At 67.0% G+C, this 15,152-nt stretch carries 17 protein-coding genes and 2 tRNA genes; 5 read left to right on the forward strand and 14 right to left on the reverse strand.

The features are described from left to right. Window positions 1–5: 5 nt before the first annotated feature. Window positions 6–1,148, reverse strand: coding sequence for a D-alanine--D-alanine ligase family protein (locus ACFQDH_RS21620; protein WP_382404428.1), 1,143 nt, complete (start codon window positions 1,146–1,148; stop codon window positions 6–8). Between the two features lie 162 nt (window positions 1,149–1,310). Here ACFQDH_RS21620 and ACFQDH_RS21625 point away from each other — a divergent pair, with 162 nt between their 5' ends. Continuing rightward, window positions 1,311–2,378 carry a trans-sulfuration enzyme family protein gene (locus ACFQDH_RS21625; RefSeq protein ID WP_382404429.1) on the forward strand — a complete coding sequence of 356 codons (1,068 nt, stop codon included), beginning with the start codon at window positions 1,311–1,313 and terminating at the stop codon, window positions 2,376–2,378. On the opposite strand, the gene ACFQDH_RS21630 is transcribed toward ACFQDH_RS21625, so the two are convergent. Then, entirely contained in the window at window positions 2,375–3,376 is a 1,002-nt protein-coding gene (locus ACFQDH_RS21630; RefSeq protein ID WP_382404430.1) for an NAD(P)H-dependent glycerol-3-phosphate dehydrogenase, read from the reverse strand. The genes ACFQDH_RS21625 and ACFQDH_RS21630 overlap by 4 nt on opposite strands. Beyond that, complete coding sequence (locus tag ACFQDH_RS21635; protein WP_382404431.1) at window positions 3,373–4,143, reverse strand: lysophospholipid acyltransferase family protein; 771 nt, start codon at window positions 4,141–4,143, stop codon at window positions 3,373–3,375. The genes ACFQDH_RS21630 and ACFQDH_RS21635 overlap by 4 nt, the downstream gene beginning before the upstream one ends. A 243-nt stretch (window positions 4,144–4,386) precedes the next feature. Here ACFQDH_RS21635 and cofC point away from each other — a divergent pair, with 243 nt between their 5' ends. Both cofC and ACFQDH_RS21645 read left to right on the forward strand, forming a co-directional pair. After that, entirely contained in the window at window positions 4,387–4,947 is a 561-nt protein-coding gene (gene cofC / locus ACFQDH_RS21640; RefSeq protein ID WP_382404928.1) for a 2-phospho-L-lactate guanylyltransferase, read from the forward strand. 48 nt (window positions 4,948–4,995) lie between these two features. Continuing rightward, window positions 4,996–5,208 carry a hypothetical protein gene (locus ACFQDH_RS21645; protein ID WP_382404432.1) on the forward strand — a complete coding sequence of 71 codons (213 nt, stop codon included), beginning with the start codon at window positions 4,996–4,998 and terminating at the stop codon, window positions 5,206–5,208. A gap of 82 nt (window positions 5,209–5,290) precedes the next feature. On the opposite strand, the gene ACFQDH_RS21650 is transcribed toward ACFQDH_RS21645, so the two are convergent. From ACFQDH_RS21650 to leuC, 3 genes are all read right to left on the reverse strand, one after another. Further along, window positions 5,291–5,890 (reverse strand): HU family DNA-binding protein, encoded by a 600-nt coding sequence (locus ACFQDH_RS21650; protein WP_382404433.1) that lies wholly within the window; start codon window positions 5,888–5,890, stop codon window positions 5,291–5,293. A gap of 315 nt (window positions 5,891–6,205) precedes the next feature. Next, a complete protein-coding gene (gene leuD, locus ACFQDH_RS21655; protein WP_382404929.1) occupies window positions 6,206–6,799 on the reverse strand; it encodes a 3-isopropylmalate dehydratase small subunit in 594 nt (197 codons plus the stop codon). 99 nt (window positions 6,800–6,898) lie between these two features. Further along, a complete protein-coding gene (leuC, locus tag ACFQDH_RS21660; RefSeq protein WP_382404434.1) occupies window positions 6,899–8,302 on the reverse strand; it encodes a 3-isopropylmalate dehydratase large subunit in 1,404 nt (467 codons plus the stop codon). Between the two features lie 129 nt (window positions 8,303–8,431). Between leuC and ACFQDH_RS21665 the strand changes: the two genes are divergently transcribed. Further along, complete coding sequence (locus tag ACFQDH_RS21665) at window positions 8,432–9,178, forward strand: IclR family transcriptional regulator (protein WP_382404435.1); 747 nt, start codon at window positions 8,432–8,434, stop codon at window positions 9,176–9,178. A gap of 106 nt (window positions 9,179–9,284) precedes the next feature. On the opposite strand, the gene ACFQDH_RS21670 is transcribed toward ACFQDH_RS21665, so the two are convergent. The 4 genes from ACFQDH_RS21670 to ACFQDH_RS21685 are packed head-to-tail and all read right to left on the reverse strand — an operon-like array spanning window position 9,285 to window position 11,514. After that, window positions 9,285–9,749 (reverse strand): monooxygenase family protein, encoded by a 465-nt coding sequence (locus ACFQDH_RS21670; protein ID WP_382404436.1) that lies wholly within the window; start codon window positions 9,747–9,749, stop codon window positions 9,285–9,287. Continuing rightward, window positions 9,725–9,994, reverse strand: coding sequence for a hypothetical protein (locus ACFQDH_RS21675; RefSeq protein WP_382404437.1), 270 nt, complete (start codon window positions 9,992–9,994; stop codon window positions 9,725–9,727). Before ACFQDH_RS21675 ends, ACFQDH_RS21670 begins: the two co-directional genes overlap by 25 nt. 9 nt (window positions 9,995–10,003) lie before the next feature. Beyond that, entirely contained in the window at window positions 10,004–10,588 is a 585-nt protein-coding gene (locus ACFQDH_RS21680; RefSeq protein WP_382404438.1) for a histone deacetylase, read from the reverse strand. Next, complete coding sequence (locus ACFQDH_RS21685; protein ID WP_382404439.1) at window positions 10,585–11,514, reverse strand: DMT family transporter; 930 nt, start codon at window positions 11,512–11,514, stop codon at window positions 10,585–10,587. Before ACFQDH_RS21685 ends, ACFQDH_RS21680 begins: the two co-directional genes overlap by 4 nt. 90 nt (window positions 11,515–11,604) lie before the next feature. On the opposite strand from ACFQDH_RS21685, the gene ACFQDH_RS21690 reads away from it, so the two are divergent. Beyond that, a complete protein-coding gene (locus tag ACFQDH_RS21690) occupies window positions 11,605–12,447 on the forward strand; it encodes a LysR substrate-binding domain-containing protein (protein WP_382404440.1) in 843 nt (280 codons plus the stop codon). 49 nt (window positions 12,448–12,496) lie between these two features. On the opposite strand, the gene ACFQDH_RS21695 is transcribed toward ACFQDH_RS21690, so the two are convergent. The 4 genes from ACFQDH_RS21695 to gltX all read right to left on the reverse strand — a co-directional run bounded on the left by ACFQDH_RS21695 (window position 12,497) and on the right by gltX (window position 15,089). Beyond that, window positions 12,497–12,569: transfer RNA gene (locus ACFQDH_RS21695), tRNA-Glu, on the reverse strand. A gap of 64 nt (window positions 12,570–12,633) precedes the next feature. Beyond that, window positions 12,634–12,705, reverse strand: a tRNA-Gln gene (locus ACFQDH_RS21700). A gap of 60 nt (window positions 12,706–12,765) precedes the next feature. Beyond that, complete coding sequence (locus ACFQDH_RS21705) at window positions 12,766–13,527, reverse strand: HAD family hydrolase (protein WP_382404441.1); 762 nt, start codon at window positions 13,525–13,527, stop codon at window positions 12,766–12,768. Between the two features lie 35 nt (window positions 13,528–13,562). Beyond that, window positions 13,563–15,089: a glutamate--tRNA ligase gene (gene gltX / locus ACFQDH_RS21710; protein WP_382404442.1), complete on the reverse strand. Its 1,527-nt coding sequence runs from the start codon at window positions 15,087–15,089 to the stop codon at window positions 13,563–13,565. Window positions 15,090–15,152: the final 63 nt, after the last annotated feature.

Here is a 15,152-nt window from a genome sequence, read left to right on the forward strand (position 1 = left end):
CGCCATCACCGAAGGCCGGTGCGGCGCTCCAGGGCGAGCTCGATGAGTTCGGTGATCAGCGACGGGTAGTCCAGCCCGGACTCGGCCCACACGCGCGGGAACATCGATGACGGCGTGAAGCCCGGCATGGTGTTGATCTCGTTCAGCATCAGGCCTGTTCCGGCCTCGTAGAACCAGTCGACGCGCGACAGGCCCTCACAGCCGGCAGCCTCGAACGCCTTCACCGACAGCCGCCGGATCTCCTCGGCGACTTCGCCCGGCAGGTCGGCCGGGCAGGTCAGCTGTGCGTCACTGTCGAGGTATTTCGCCTCGAAGTCATAGAACGTATGGCGGTCCCCCGTCACGGTGATCTCACCTATCTTGCTCGCTCGCGCCGGATCGGAGCCGTGCCCTTCGAGCACACCGCACTCGACCTCGCGGCCGGCGATCGCGGCCTCCACCAGGACCTTCGGGTCCGATTCACGCGCGGTCTCGATCGCCTGCTCCAGGTCGGCGGGCTGGTCGACCTTGACGACCCCAACACTCGACCCGGCACGCGCCGGCTTCACGAACACCGGCATCCCAAGACTGGCCGCGCTGTCCAGGCACGCGGCCTTGTCGCGACGCCATTCCTTGTCGGCGATCACCACGTGCGGTCCGACCGGCAGTCCAGCAGCGGAGAAGACGACCTTCATCAGGGCCTTGTCCATCATCACCGCGGAAGCCGCGACACCGGAGCCGACGTAACGGGTGTCGGCCAGCTCGAGCAGCCCCTGCAAGGTGCCGTCCTCGCCGAACGGCCCGTGCAGCAACGGCAGCACCACGTCGACCGTGGTCAGCCTGCGGGGCGGTTCGTTCGGAGCGAAGACCATCACCTCTCGCGCACCCGGGTCGGCCGACAGCAGTGCGGTCGTGTCACCCTGCACGCTCGGCGTGTGGTCGGCCGTGAGCTGCAACGGCTCCGGGTCGTCGGCGACGAGCACCCATCGGCCGTCTTGTGCGATGCCGATCGGCACGACGTCGAAACGGTCGCGGTCGATCGCGCGCAGCACGCTCGCGGCCGTCGAGCACGACACAGCATGCTCACTGGACCGGCCGCCGAAAACGATTGCGACGACGGGCTTTCGGCTGGTTTCGTCGGCTTCTGTGGCCGGGTTGCTCGTGCTCATCACCCGTGAGCCTAACCCGTGGTGCGTGGACGGCTGCGTTGCGCGACGGCCCGGCGTGCCAGAGGCTCGTTCAGCGCCGGCAAGAGCGTCAGCAAGCTGCCGCCATGCCAGCGCAGCCCGAGCTCGCTGTGCTTGTTCGGCAATAGACTTCAGGGTGTGCCCATGCCTGAAGAGCCCAGCTACGCCCCCGCCACCCGACTGGTCGGACTCGGACGTCCGGCCCGCACACCCGGAGCGCCGGCCGGCCCCGGCATCGAGCTCAGCTCCACCTACGTCGCCGGCGACGGCCCGGCATACGGCCGCTTCACCAACCGCACCTGGGAGGCGTTGGAGCAAGTCCTCGGTGATTTGGAGGGTGGCGCCGCACTCACGTTCAGCAGCGGTATGGCGGCGGTCAGCGCCTGCCTGGAGCTGACACCGCAGGGCGGCACGGTCGTGCTTCCGGAGCACGTCTACAACGGCAGCAGCTCGCTGGTCGACCAGTTGGCGCAGTCCGGGCGAGTGGTGCCCCGGCGGATCGACCCGACCGACACGGCCGCGGTGATCGCTGCGCTGGAGGGCGCCGACCTGGTCTGGCTGGAGTCGCCGACCAACCCGATGCTCGAAGTCGCCGACCTGCCGGCGATCCTCTCGGCCGCCCGCGAACTCAGCGTGGTCTCCGTCGTCGACAACACGTTCAACACACCGTTGCTGGCTCGCCCACTGCAGCTCGGCGCGGACGTCGTCGTGCACTCGGTGACCAAGTTCCTGGCTGGCCACTCAGACGTCGTGCTCGGCGCGCTCGTGACGTCGTCCGGCACACTGCACGACCGACTGCACTCGCACCGAACGCTGCACGGCGCCATACCCGGCCCGCACGAGGCGTGGCTGGCACTGCGCGGCATGCGCACCCTGCACCTGCGACTGGAGCGCTCGTGCGCCAACGCCGAGCGACTGGCAGAGCGGCTCGCCGGCCACCCGGCGGTTGCACAGGTCCGTTATCCCGGTTTCGGAGCCATCGTGTGCATCGAACTCGTCGGCGGTCGCAGCGCCGCCGAAGCGGTCGAGCAAACAGTCCGGTTGTGGCTGCCCGCGACGAGTCTCGGCGGTGTCGAGTCCTCCCTGGAGCGCCGTCGCCGGCACGCCGCAGAGCCGCAGAGCGTCCCAGAAGAGTTGCTACGACTGTCCGTTGGCGTCGAGGACGTCGAAGACCTGTGGCGCGACCTGGATGCGGCGCTGCGATCCCACTAACTCGTCTCGTGCTTGCGAGCGCGTGACATCAGGGCGTCGGTGACGTCCTGTGGTGCACGACCGTCGTGCACAACTGCTGCGACGTTCTCGACGATCGGCACGTCGACGTCGACACCGCGAGCGAGCTGCAGGATCGACTCACACGACTTCACGCCTTCGGCGGTCTGCTTGGTGCTCGCGATGACTTCTTCGAGTGACATCCCCGAGCCGAGTCGGTAGCCGAAGGTGCGGTTGCGCGACAGCGGCGACGCACACGTGGCGACGAGGTCACCGACACCGGCGAGGCCGAGGAAGGTCTGCGGGTCGGCACCCAATGCCGCTCCGAGCCGGGCGGTTTCGGCCAGGCCCCGCGTCAACAGGCTGGCCATCGTGTTGTCCCCCATACCCATACCGGACGCCATACCGACTGCGAGCGCGATGACGTTCTTGGTCGCTCCGGCGATCTCGGTGCCGACGACATCGGTGCCGAGGTAGGGCCGGAAGTATGCCGTCGCGCTCGCCTCGGCCACTTTGGCCCGCGCCCGCGCGCTCACTGCCGCGACGACGGCCGCGGCCGGCTGACGCGCCGCGATCTCCGGTGCCAGGTTGGGACCCGACACGACGACGATGCGATCCTGTTCGACCCCGCCGGCCTCGGCGATGACCTGGCTCATGCGTTCACCGGTGCCGAGCTCGATGCCCTTCATCAGGGACACGATCGGCGCGTCCTTGGGCAGCAGGTCCCGCCAGTCGGCGAGGTTGCTGCGCAACGTCTGTGACGGAACGGCGAGGACGACGATCTCGGCGCCGTCCAGTGCATCGGCATACGAACTGGTGGCGGTGATCGTCTCGGGCAGCACACGGTCGGCGAGATAGCCGGAGTTGAGGTGCGTGCTGTTGATCTCGTCGGCCACCTCCTGGCGGCGCGCCCACAACCGGACCGTGCATCCGGCGTCCGCCATGATCGCTGCGTATGCCGTGCCCCAGTTACCTCCGCCGAGTACCGCTACGTGAGTCATCGGTCGCCCTTCGTCTCCGACGGGCCGACGCTGCCCGACGGTCCGTCACCTCCGCGCGCCGCGTGTTGTGTGCGCGGGTCGAATCGTGTGTCAGGTGCCTTCTCGTGCCGTATGTCCTCCAGCAGCCGGGTGATTTCGTCCATCAGGCGCACACTCGCCGTGCGCAGCTTCTGGGCGTTGACCGGCCCGTCGCGCAGGTCGCTCAAGTCGATCGCCGGTCCGGCCGCAACGTGGATCAGCTTGCGGGGCAACAGCTTCGGCAGTTTGTCTCGGTAGGGCCACATCATCTCTTGGGTGCCCCAGATGGCGAGTGGGATCAGCGGGACTCCGCTCTCCAAGGCCAGCCGCGCAGCCCCAGACTTTCCGACCATCGGCCAGAAGTCGGGTTCGCGAGTGATCGTGCCCTCCGGGTAGACGCACACGCAGGCGCCGCGCTCGAGGGCTTCGGTCGCTGCTGACAACGCCGAGGTAGCCCGGGAGGTCCCTCGGTAGACCGGGATCTGGCCGGTGCCGTAAAGGATCTGCCGGATCACCGGTGGCTTGAAAAGTGAAGCCTTGGCCAGGTAGTGCGGAGCTCGGCCGGCATCCACCAGGTAGTGGGCCAGCGGGAAGTGATCCATATTCGAGATGTGGTTGGAGGCGGCGACGAATCCGCCTTCGCGCGGAATGTGTTCCATGCCTGTCCAGTCACGGAAGGTGATCCGCTGCAACACCGGATAGAGCGTCGAGATCACCTTGGAGTACATCGGTTCGATGTTCTCGGTCATCGAGGGACGCGACACGAGTGCTGGCTCCTAACCTCAGTCCGCACGGCGGCACTGGCACCGCGCATACGGCGCGACGATACCTGCCGTTCTCAGTATCCAACCCCACCGCGCCGTCGCGGCGTAAGTGAACCGCCGCGACAGGTGTCCCGGTCGGTCTGAGAACATCATCCACGTGGACTCAGCAGTCACCTCGACCTGGCACGTGATCGTTCCGGTGAAACACAGTGCGAGGGGAAGTCTCGGCTGCGCCCGCCTGCAGGTGTGCACCGGCGGGACCTTGCTCTTGCCATCGCCCTGGACACTCTGGACACGGTTCTGAACGTCGTGCCGGCTCGCCAGGTGTTCGTGGTTACCGCTGATCCCGAGATCCGCTTGCAGCTACGCGGGTCCGGCGCAGTGCTGGTGGATGACCCCGGCCGCGGTCTCAACGCTGCTGTCGCAGCGGGCATCTCAGCCGTCAGCACCGGTGCACCCCACACTCCAACTGCTGTCCTGCTCGGCGATCTGCCGGCGTTGACCGCCGCCGAGCTGGCCAGCGGGCTCGCGGCCTGTGCCGCAGCGGAGGCAGCAGTCGTCCCCGACCACGAAGGCAGCGGCACCGTGCTGTTGACCCATCACGACGCCGCACGTCTGGTCCCGCGCTTCGGCACGGGTTCGGCTGCGCGGCATGCGCGTTCGGCGACGACCCTCGACCTCGACCTGCCCCGCCTACGGACCGACGTCGACAACGACGCATCGCTCAGCCTGGTTCGGCAGCTCGGTGTCGGACCCTGGACCCGACGGCTCCTGGACTCCGACGGCTGACCGCGCACCAAGCGCATTGCCGAACCGGCCACCCGTAGGCTGGCCGGCATGCAGGCAACGATCCACACCTTCGACAACGACACCGGCTCCGGCACGGTCCTGACCGACAACGGCCGGTTACTGACCGTCGATCACGCGACGTTCGCCAAGTCCCATCTGCGGCACCTGCGGTTGGGCCAGCGGGTCAGCATCGAGGTCGGCGGCGAGGGCGTCACCCGACTGTGGATCGAGGGCATCGGCCCGGGTCAACGAATCCGCTGACCGAAGCACCCGCCCAGACCAGACCGACGGCCGCCTCGTGAGTCACGAGACGGCCGTCGGAGCGTGCGAGTTTCGTGTTGCCTCAGCGACGCGAAGCGCGCTTGGCGGTGCCCTTCTTCGCCGTGGCCTTCTTGGCAGTGGTCTTCTTCGCGGCCGCCTTGGCCGGAGTCGCCTTCGCGGTCGTCTTCTTCGCGGCTGCCTTGGCCGGAGTGGCCTTCTTGGCAGTGGTCTTCTTCGCTGCAGCCTTGGCCGGAGTCGCCTTCGCGGTCGTCTTCTTCGTCGCAGTCGCCTTCTTGGCCGCGGTCTTCTTGGCGGTCGACTTCTTCGCCGCCGTCTTCGTGGCCGGTGCGGCCGCTGCGACGCCGGTCGAGGCCCGGCCGCCCGCGTTGCCACTCTTGGGCAACGAGCGCGGGTTCGCGACGACAGCCTTGAATGCGGTGCCGGGCTTGAACTTCGGCACTGCGGTCTTCTTGATACGCACGGTCGTACCGGTACGCGGGTTGCGTCCGGTGCGGGCCGCCCGGGAGATCTTCTCGAAGGTGCCGAAGCCGGTAATACCGACCTTGTTGCCCTTGGCGACCTCGCGGATGATGGAATCCACCACAGCCTCCAGAGCGTCGCTGGCGGCCTTCTTACTGCCGAGACGGGTTTCGAGGCTCTGGATGAGCTCTGCCTTGTTCATGGGTTGTATCCCCTTTGGGTGGTGCCGGCGTTCGACCGGGCGTCCTATTGCAGTTCCTCAAGCTGACGCTCGATTGAGACAGACGGTATGCCCACCACGTCAAGTCGGCAACCTGCAACGCCGCTCTATTTGCCTAGGGCACAACAGCTTTGGGCGGTCCGGGGCACTGGGCACAAGCCATGCGAACCCCTGCTGTATGCCGTGGGGCTGTGCCGTCATACACCGTGCCGATATCTCAATTTCTTTTAATGACAACGAAATTCGCGCGAGCGCCCCTAAGGGGCACCCGCGCGAAGTGGCGTGAACAGGCCTTGGTCAGGCCGGCTGCATCGACGGTTTCCAGCTCGGTCGAGCCGATTCGAAATTTGTGATCTGATCCGCGTGTCGCAGGGTCAGACTGATGTCGTCCAGGCCCTCGAGTAGCCGCCAGCGGATGTAGTCGTCGACCTCGAAAGCGAAGACGTGTTCACCCGCCGTGACAGTCCGCTGCTCGAGGTCGACGGTCACCTGAGTGCCCGGCTCGTTCTCCAACAGCTTCCACAGCAATTCGATGTCCTCCTGGCGCAATTGGGCTGCCAGGAGTCCGGCCTTACCGGCGTTGCCGCGGAAGATATCGGCGAAGCGCGAGGACAGCACGACGCGGAAGCCAAAGTCCATCAACGCCCAGACTGCGTGCTCACGCGACGAGCCGGTGCCGAAGTCCTGACCGGCGACGAGCACCGAACCTCGTCTGAAATCAGGGTTGTTCAGCACAAACGTCTCGTCATTGCGCCAGGCGGCGAACAAGCCGTCCTCGAAACCTGTTCGGCTGACACGCTTCAGATAGACGGCCGGGATGATCTGGTCGGTGTCGACGTTGCTGCGCCGCAACGGAACTCCGACGCCGGTGTGCTGGGTGAACTTCTCCATGCTTCCTGTCGCTCCTTCTTCCTCGGCTCCGCGCCTCGTTCGTTCCTCACTCGTGTGCTCGCCTCGGTCGGCGCTCATGAGCTTCTCCTCGTTGTCAGCTCAGTTGCCGGAGGTCAGGTCGGACGGGCTCGACAACGTCCCCCGGATCGCCGTCGCGGCAGCGACGAGCGGACTGACCAGATGCGTCCGACCGCCCTTGCCCTGCCGACCTTCGAAGTTGCGGTTGGAGGTGGAGGCGCTGCGCTCCCCCACGGCCAGCTGGTCGGGGTTCATCCCCAAGCACATCGAGCAGCCGGCCAGCCGCCACTCGGCACCTGCTTCGGAGAAGACCTTGTCGAGGCCCTCACCCTCCGCCTGAAGGCGCACCTTCGCCGAGCCCGGCACCACCAGCATTCGGACGTTGTCAGCGACCTTGTGCCCCTTGATCACCTCGGCGGCAGCACGCAGATCCTCGATCCGACCGTTGGTGCACGAGCCGAGAAACACTGTGTCCACTGCAATTTCGCGCAGCGGCATACCTGGGGTCAATCCCATGTATTCGATGGCGCGCTGCGCTGCCGCCTTTTCGTTCTCCCCCAAGAAGCTCTCCGGGTCGGGCACCTCGGCCGACAGCGGCAGGCCCTGTCCCGGGTTGGTGCCCCACGTGACGAATGGCGTCAGCGCACTCGCGTCGATGTCGATCTCGGCGTCGAAGGAAGCGTCGTCGTCACTGACCAGACCCAACCAGGACTGAACCGCCGCGTCCCAATCTGCACCAGCCGGAGCGTGATCGCGGCCCTTCAGGTAGGCGAACGTGGTCTCGTCCGGCGCCACCATTCCGGCGCGGGCTCCGGCCTCGATCGACATGTTACACATGGTCATCCGGGCTTCCATCGACATGTCGCGCACGGCTGAACCGCGGTACTCGAGCACGTAACCCTGGCCGCCGCCGGTGCCGATCTTGGCGATGACCGCCAGGATGATGTCCTTGGACGTGACGCCCTCAGGCAGCGTGCCCTCGATGTTGATCGCCATCGTCTTGAAGGGGTTGAGCGGCAGCGTCTGGGTGGCGAGCACGTGCTCCACCTCGCTGGTGCCGATGCCGAACGAGAGCGCGCCGAACGCGCCATGCGTCGACGTATGGCTGTCTCCACACACGATCGTCATACCCGGCTGGGTGAGGCCCAACTGCGGACCGATGATGTGCACGATGCCCTGCTCGGCGTCACCCATCGGGAACAGCTTGACGCCGAACTCTTTGCAGTTGGTGCGCAACGTCTCAACCTGGGTGCGACTCACCGGGTCCGTGATCGGGCCGGGTGTCGTGGGGACGTTGTGATCCTCGGTCGCCACCGTCAGGTCGGGCCGGCGCACCTTTCGGTTCGTCAGCCGAAGGCCCTCGAACGCCTGCGGACTGGTCACCTCGTGCACGAGGTGCAGGTCGATGTAGAGCAGATCCGGCTCGCCGTCGGCCTGGCGCACGACGTGTTGTTCCCAAACCTTCTCTGCCAACGTGTTTCCCACGTCGACCCTCCTTCGTCGAGCCTGACCCGGGCGCGTATCCGCCCCGGAATACCTGTTATCGACCGAGCCTGACCGTGAAACTCGCCACAAGGACTTGCGTCTCGCGGACTGAGACGTCAGTATCAGTGCATGGACAACTCTAGCGGTGTCGGCGTTCTGGACAAGGCCGCCGTGGTGCTTTCTGCCCTGGAAGCCGGCCCGTCAACCCTCGCCCAACTGGTCGCACACACCGGACTCGCGCGCCCCACGGCGCATCGCCTGGCTGTCGCACTCGAGCATCACCGACTGGTCGCACGCGACATGCAGGGCCGTTTCATCCTCGGCCCGAGGCTCAGCGAACTCGCCTCCGCAGCCGGCGAGGACCGGCTGCTGGCGGCCGCCGGTCCCGTGCTCGGAGCACTGCGCGATCACTGCGGCGAGAGCGCCCAGCTCTACCGCCGGCAGGGCGACCAGCGCATCTGCGTCGCGGCAGCGGACCGGCCGATGGGGCTGCGTGACTCGATCCCGGTGGGAGCGACCCTGACCATGCAGGCCGGATCGGCAGCGCAGATCCTGATGGCGTGGGAAGAGCCGGATCGCTTGCACCGCGGCCTGCACGGCGCCAAGTTCACCGCCACCATGCTGTCGGCCGTCCGGCGTCGCGGCTGGGCCCAGAGCGTCAGCGAGCGCGAGCAGGGAGTTGCGTCCGTCTCGGCACCCGTGCGTGGCCCGTCGGGTCGTGTCATCGCTGCTGTTTCGATCTCCGGGCCGATCGAGCGCGTCTCTCGCCAGCCGGGCCGGATGCACGCCGGCACTGTCGTCGCCGGCGCGAACAAACTCACCGAGGTGCTGGCCCGCGCTCACGCAGCCACTCAGCGCCGCGGCGAGTCCGCCTGACCGCTCTCAGCCCGCGAGGGGCTCGGCCGACAACGCCAGCCGCTCGCGGGCGGTGCGCCCTCGACGGATGAGCGGGATCGACCCGGTCGCCTTGGCCGGGCCCCAGTCAGTGACATTCCCGTATGCCGTGCCCGCCCGCGGGCACGGCATACGTCTCGTGCCAGATTCCGATGCCGTCACCGCCCCGGCGCTCGTTGGCTCGGCGATAGAGGTCCAGCCACGCTGGCCGGTGCTCACGGTTGCGGTTGTTCGCGTACCCGTAGAGATCCTCAGTGCTGCGCCAATACTGCACGCAGACCGGGCCGCGTGGCCCGACGCAGTTGTAGCGGCGGTGCTCGACCGTTACGCCGACGTTGCCGACCAACTCGCCCGGATTGACCTCGAGACGGTGCCGGACGACCCCGGCGAGGCGCTGCGCCAGGTCGCGGTGGGGACCGTCCTGACCGACCCGATGATCCTGACACTCCGCAGACTCGCGCAGCAGGGTCTCAGCGCGGCATCCGACCACTAAGGGCAGCCGCTCGTCGGGTTCACCCGGACGCGGCACTAACCGTGAATCCCCTTGTACCACTTGTCGATAGCGGCCTTGCTCGTCGCGAGGTCCGCTCCGGTGTTTTCTCGGTAGAGCTTGATCGCAAGAACTTTCCTGCCTCTCGCGATAGCCGCGCCGATCGCAACTCGCGCTTCATGGGACAGCCGGAGGTCCAACTCCTCGAGCTGTTCGGCGGTCACCTCGGCGCGACCGCCTCGCCGCGCCCGCGTCAGATAGGCCACGACGGCAACCACGACAAGCAGCAGCACAATCCATTTCCACACGCGAGGAGACTACCGACATGAGGTCCGGCCGCTGATGAGTCCAGCGATGTATGCCGCCGCCTCCGCACGACTCAGTCCGTGAGTCGCGATCAACCCGCGTTCGATCGTCGCGGCATACGCCGGCGACGGTGGCTGCTGCTGGACCTGCAGGGTGGCCGGGAAGGTGATGGTCAGCACGGGTTCTTCCTCGATCGCGCCGTCGACCAGGACCCGGTCGTAGAGGCCGCCTCCGCCAACCCATTCTCCGGCTGCGAGCGCCTCGGGCAGTGGCAGCGCGCCGCCGACGGGCAGGCGGCGCTCCTGGAACCACACGTCGGCGAACTGCTCGGCGGTCAGGCGATAGGCGGTGGCCAGCGACGGGCCTTCACCGTCCGGGTCGTAGAACGCCATGCCACCACCCCAGGCGGTCGATTCCGCGCCGAAGAAGACAAGTCCAGGCAGGCGAATCGGCCGACAACCACTGGGCCTCGACGTGTCACGACACCCGGTATAGGTTCGCCGCGCCCCCTCTGGCCGCCCGCCGCTGACATAACAGTCGAAGCGCTGCGGCGAGAGGTTGGATCCGTAGGCGGCATACCAGACGTGCGCGGTCATCTCTCGATCATCGCTCGGCGTACGGACTCCCTCGGAGCGGGGCAGGCCCGGACTGTCGGCCGCGCGGTTCTCGCGGGCGCGGACCGGCCGAGCAGGCAGGCAACTGCGCCCAGCACGAGACCACCCAGCACACCGGCGTCCGGGCGGTCACCGACCAGCACCCAGCTGAGCACAGCTGACACCGACGGTATGACGGCGAAGAGCATCGCCACCTGGCCGGCGCCGCCACGACGCAGCGCGGCGAGGTAGAAACTCATCCCGAGCAGCGAGCTGAAGACGATCATCGCCACCATCGACCAGACGGCCTGCGTCGGGCGGTCGACGTGCAGCGGCTGGGTCAATGCGAACACCACCGCCGCAGGCACCGACGCGAGTAGCCCGATCCCGGTGCCCATGATCGGATCGACCCCACGCACGTAGCGCTGCTGGTAGACACCGCCGAGGGACAGTCCGATCAACGCGACCAAGACGCCTACGACGCCCACGCCGGGGGACCCGGCCGATCCCAACCGACCGGCGAACGCAACGAGGACGGCGGCCACGGCGAGGATGAGCGCGAGCACCCGCCGCCGGCTCAGCCGTTCGCCCAGCATCGGTTTCGCGAATGCAGCAGTGACAACGGGATTCATCGAGATGATCAATGCGACCAGCACCGGAGACATACCCAGGCTGAGCGCTTCGTAGCACCCGATGAACTGCACGGCCTGGATGAGCACCCCGACGACGACCACATGGCCCAATTGCGCCCCGCGCGGCCACGGCACTCCGCGCTGCGCGGCAAGCAGCAACAAGATCGGCGCCGAGACCGTGAAGCGGATGATCAGCACCAGGCCCGGTGACATCGCCTCCACGGCGAGCGCGCCGATCGGGTAACCGAGGGCGTAGAGGAAGACGACAACGAGTGAGAGTCGCAGCGGAAGTTTCACGAACTAATCGTCGGCCTGCAACGCACGCCCTGTCCAACAATGATCAGTGATCATTATCAATCGTATTTGGTAATCAGTTAAGGTTGCAGCATGTCCGCAACCCTCGACATCACGCCGCTGCGCTCACTCGTCGCGGTCGCCGGCGCGGGTGGCTTCCATCGCGCGGCCGTGACCTTGCACCTGACCCAATCTGCCGTCAGCCAACACGTTCGCAAGCTCGAGCAGGCGACCGGCCGGCAATTGGTCGAGCGCAGCGGGCGGCAGACCCGCTTCACCCCCGACGGCGATCAGCTGCTCCGCAGCGCGCGACAGATCCTGGCCGCACACGACGACGCCGTGCGACTCTTCGAGAGCCCGGACTCGCGCACCCTCACCATCGGGGCCTCCGAACACGCCGCCGAGATGCTGCTACCGGAGATCTCGAGCGCCCTGCGCCAAGCGCTCCCCGACACCAGTTTCCGCTTCCGGCTCGATCGCACCGCGCACGTCGAGCGAGCGCTCCAGGACGGCGTCGCTGATCTGATCGTGCTCGCCGAGCTCGAGAGTCCGACCGCTGCCGAACGCAGCCGCCTGCGGCTGTGTTGGTTCGCCGCACAGGACTTCCGGGCACCGGCAGACGGGCCGCTACCTGTGATCGCGTTCGACCAGCCGTGCATGCTGCGGCGGCCGACCTTCGACACCCTGCTCGAAGCGGGGATCGATCACGAACTTGTCGCCGAAGTGTCCAATCTGTCCGGCGGCTATTCCGCCGCTCGCGCCGGCCTCGGCGTCATCCTGCTCCCCCACATCGGCCGAGCCCCCGAGGGACTCGTCGAGCGCACAGAGCTCCCCCAGCCGTCGCAGGTGCGTATGTCGGTGCGCGCAGCCTCCGCCACCCCGGCATCCGCGGTTCGAGCTGTCACGAAGGCCGTGCGCCGCGCCATGCAGGGCTGATATGACGAAAGCGCCCGAGTCCGTTGGGACTCGGGCGCTTCGTGATACGTGACCCCAGCGGGATTCGAACCCGCGTTACCGCCGTGAGAGGGCGACGTACTAGGCCGCTATACGATGGGGCCGCGGCTGGCAGAACTTTACCGGCAAGGGTGCCGTTCCACCGAATCGGCGAAACTTCGCCGATAGCTGGGGTACAAGGACTCGAACCTAGACTAACTGAACCAGAATCAGTCGTGCTGCCAATTACACCATACCCCAAGGGGGTATCACTCCACCGTTGGCAGTACGCCATCCGATGAGGTGAACCGAGGCGAAACCTTACCCGGTCAAAGGCGTCCCGCCCAAATCGAGGATGTCGAGTCCTGCGGTGAGCGGCGAGATCTGGGCGAGCGAGGTGATGAACGGCACCTCGTCCGGTGTCGTGGGTCGTGTTTCATCGCCCCGCTGGATCCAGATCGGGAGCAGTCCGGCACCCCTTGCACCGAGCACGTCCGCCTCCCACTCGTCGCCGATGTATGCCGTGCCGGTCGGCTCACTGCCCAGTCGATCGCACGCCTCTCGGAAGACCCTGGCATCGGGCTTGCCGAAGCCGAGCGTGTCCCGGGTGACGAGCGCACCGAAGGCGTCCCGCAGGCCGGTTACCTCCAGCTTGGGCAAGGTCGCGGCCGCGGAGGAGTTGGTCAACGCACCGACCGCCAGGCCCGCGGCCCCGCACTCCCGCAGGAACGGCAGCACGTCGTCGAAACGATGCTGTCGGGCCACGAACTCGGGCCGGAAGGCAGCCTCGAAACTCTCGAATGCACCGGACGGCACAACCAGGCCGTAGGCGGCGCCGACCTCTGCCAGGCGGTGAGCCCGCATCGTCTCGAACTCGAGCTCACCGGAGATATACCGGCGGAAGAAGCCACCCGGGTCACTTCGAAAACGTGCCGCTGCCCGCGCATGCCACTGCGGGCGCTGCTCGGGCCAGACTGCCGCCATACCCACCGCGCCGGCGGCCTTCATGGCGGCGGTTGTGTCGACCAGCGTGTCATCCACATCGAGCAGAACCGCTGTCACCGGTAGGTGAGCAGTCTTCATTTGCAACGCTTTCCGTGATTCCCGCGCAAGTGCGCTCAGACAGTCGCCCGCAGCGCTGCGAGGCGACGCAGTGTCGAGTCCTTGCCGAGGATCTCCATCGACTCGAAGAGCGGCGGTGAGATCCGCTGCCCGGAGATCGCCGTCCGGATCGGCCCGAACGCCAGCCGCGGCTTGATGCCCAGGCCGTCGACGAGCGCGGTGCGCAGCGCCTCCTCGAGGCGCGCAGCGGTCCACTCGAGTCCGCTGCCGTCGGGGTTGCCGATGGCGCCGCTGATCGGCTCCAACGCGGCGATGGCCGCATCGAGCACCTGCGGCGCCGTGTCCTTGAGCTGCTTGCGAGCGTCCTCGGCGATCTCCAGCTCGTCGTCCGCCACGTAGAACGGCGCGACGAGCGCAGCCGCCTCCGACAACAGGTTGATGCGGGTCTGGATGAGCGGCACCAACGCGTTCAGGCGACCCAGCTGCGGCAGCGACGCCGGCTGCGGCAGAGCGCCGTCACGCTGCAGGAACGGCAGCAACCGCTGCGCCAGGTCCTGCTCGGACAACTCGCGCAGGTAGTGCCCGTTCAGCCAATTCAGCTTGTCGAGGTTGAAAACCGCACCGGCCGGGTTGATCTTGCGCCACGCGAAATTCTTGCTGAACTCCTCGAAGGTGAACGTCTCCCGCTCCGCGCCATCCTCCTCGATGATCGGCGGATGCCCTTGCAGCGCAAGGAAGTTCACCAGCGCCTCGGGCAGGTAACCCTGCTCCTGGAACCACGTGAGCTTGGCCCACGGACTCTTGCGCTTGGAGATCTTGGCCCGCTTCTCGTCGCGCAGCAGCGGGATGTGCGCGAACTGCGGCGCCTCCCAGCCCAGCCACTGGTAGAGCAGGATGTGCTTGGGCGTCGAGGAGATCCACTCCTGCCCGCGCACCACATGGGTGATCTCCATCAGGTGGTCGTCGACGACGACCGCCAGGTGGTAGGTCGGGAAGCCGTCGGCCTTCAGGATCACCTGGTCATCCGGTCGTGGCGCCTTCGTCTGGCCCATGATCAGGTCGTCGAACTGCAGCGGCGCGTCGTCCGGGATGAGCATCCGCACGACCGGCGTCTCGTTGAAGCCGGGCAGCTTGGCCCGCTCCTCCTTGGTCTTGCCCAGACAGGTGCGGTCGTAACCGGTCGGCTGCTTCGTCTTCTGCTGCACCTCACGCATCTCGGTCAGCCGCTCGCTGGAACACCAGCAGTAGTAGGCGTGTCCGTCGGCGATGAGCTGCTCGACATACGGCTTATAGGTGTCCAGCCGCTCGGATTGCTTGTATGGCGCGAACGGGCCGCCCTTGTCCGGGCCTTCATCCCAGCCGAGACCGAGCCAATGCAGCGTGTCGTAGAGCTGCTGCTCGCTGTCCTCCTGGAACCGCGCGCGGTCGGTGTCCTCGATGCGCAGGATGAAGCTGCCACCCTGCTGCCGCGCGAACGCGAGATCGAAGATCGAGACGTATGCCGTGCCGACGTGCGGGTCACCCGTCGGTGACGGCGCGACGCGCAGGCGGGGCTTCTTGGCGGAATCGGAGGTATCGCTCATGATGCTCCCGATCGTAGCCACCCCACGGGGTTCCTCCCCGCTCCGCTCCTCCGGATACTTCGC

Source organism: Flexivirga alba (genome assembly GCF_042661025.1).
Classification (GTDB): domain Bacteria; phylum Actinomycetota; class Actinomycetes; order Actinomycetales; family Dermatophilaceae; genus Flexivirga; species Flexivirga alba.